Source organism: Bradyrhizobium sp. AC87j1, assembly GCF_002936975.1.
Taxonomy (GTDB): Bacteria; Pseudomonadota; Alphaproteobacteria; order Rhizobiales; family Xanthobacteraceae; genus Bradyrhizobium; species Bradyrhizobium shewense.
Genome location: NZ_PTFE01000249.1, coordinates 1 through 1,230 on the forward strand (window position 1 = coordinate 1; position 1,230 = coordinate 1,230).

At 61.4% G+C, this 1,230-nt stretch carries 1 protein-coding gene and 1 pseudogene; one reads left to right on the forward strand and one right to left on the reverse strand.

The window, feature by feature from the left end:
* A partial coding sequence (locus CV770_RS41120) for an IS110 family RNA-guided transposase (protein WP_245454031.1) occupies positions 1 to 752 on the reverse strand: 752 nt, incomplete at its 3' end.
* 240 nt (positions 753 to 992) lie between these two features.
* On the opposite strand from CV770_RS41120, the pseudogene CV770_RS44435 reads away from it, so the two are divergent.
* Positions 993 to 1,165: pseudogene (locus tag CV770_RS44435) on the forward strand (integrase core domain-containing protein); the annotation flags it as partial.
* Positions 1,166 to 1,230 lie beyond the last annotated feature (65 nt).

The following is a 1,230-nucleotide window of genomic DNA, read 5'->3' on the forward strand; positions in this document are numbered from 1 at the left end:
GGGTTTAGCCCCAGGTAGCTCACCAGCCTGGTCGGATCGGCAAAGCGCCGAATGTCGCCGACGGCCGCGGCCACGCCCGAAGCCACCGTCATATCCACACCCGGGAGCGTCATCAGCCGCCGAATGACCGGATCGGACATCGCTTCACGCGCGATATCCGCCTCGACCTCCTTCAACGAACCCTGGATCAGGTCGATCTGCGCCAGGTGCCGCTCGATTGCGGCACGCTCGTCGGCAGGTACTATCTGGGCGGCGATCCACCTGCGACCGCTGATCCCTACAAGGTTGAGGTGTGGACAGGGCGGAATGAGGTGGGCGTGGATCGACTGAATGAGGTTCTTCAAGCGTACCCGCTGACGCACGAGCTGCGTGCGGCGCGCAACTTGCCGTCGCAGGGCCATAGTGCGCTGATCGGGTACCCAGACCTCCGGAAGAAATCCGGTGGCGTACAACTTCGCGAGCACGGCGGCATCAATCGCATCCGTCTTGATCTTTGCGTGCGCGATCAACCGCACCTGCTTCGGGTTGGCGATGACAACACGGTCGACATACGGCGCCAGAACTTCGACAACGGCCGCGGCATTGCCAGTCGCCTCGACGACCACGTGATCGTCATGGGTGAGTTCCTTCCTGGCGAAAGCCTCCAAGCTGTCACGAGTCATGGGAATGCGGCCGAGCTTCGTTAGATGTCCCTCGAGCAGCGCCACGGCCTCGGCCGCCACGCGATGAATGTCCATGCCAATGATGCGCATCTCTCCCTCCATGGTCAGTGCGAAAGGGAGCTGCGGGCAACACGACAATTACGGATCCGCGCTCGCAGCGCATCCGAGCTAGTCGCAGGGGCGGCCAGATAACGACCTCGAACTCGCAGTTCATGTCAGTGCGACGGCCTGCCCGCACTTGCGTGCTCCCGGTGCCCCGAGGCCCGGATCGGTCTACGCTAATGGGCTAGATCGAGTCTGGAAACACGGGACACCCGCTACATCATGCCGGATAACGCGTTCATCGAAGCCTTCAACGGCCGCTTCCGGGCCGAATGTCTCAACGCCCACTGGTTCCTGTCCCTTGCGGACGCCGAGGAAAAGTGGAGACTTGGCGCAAATACTACAACTGCGCATCAGAACACCCATCTGGCTATGTGATTGAAGAGAAGAGATTTTGTTGAGCGGGATGCGATCCCGCGGGGTATTTTGGGTTCTGTCGCGCTCGTTCGGCGATAGATTGAGCAGC